Source organism: Oleiphilus sp. HI0061 (assembly GCF_001635675.1).
Map to the genome: position 1 here is coordinate 1 of NZ_LWFE01000611.1, position 309 is coordinate 309.

Genomic DNA, 309 nt, shown 5'->3' on the forward strand with positions numbered 1-309 from the left:
AAGATTCTCCTTACGAGACACCAGTGTTGCTCGATAGTGTATCGTTTTCTGGTCTTCCATTTAGCTTTGATTATAGGCAGTTTGATTATCAGTTTAATTTAGAGCATTTGTCAGACATTACTACGCTAGGCTTTGCTCAGGTTGAACAGTTCTTCGCTCCAAACGTTTTGCCTGAGTTAACTCAAGCAGATTCTCTCGGTGAAACTGTACTTTCTACACTTCAGTTTGAAAGGCTTGATCAGGCGGCTATTGAGGTTCGCGAATTTGGTGTAATCGTTGAGCATTCTCATAATAATGACACGAGGCAGT

General features: G+C 41.1%; 1 protein-coding gene. It reads left to right on the top strand.

What is annotated here, in order from left to right:
- The coding region (locus A3735_RS30495; protein WP_197485752.1) for a hypothetical protein at window positions 1–309 on the top strand (309 nt) is incomplete at both ends.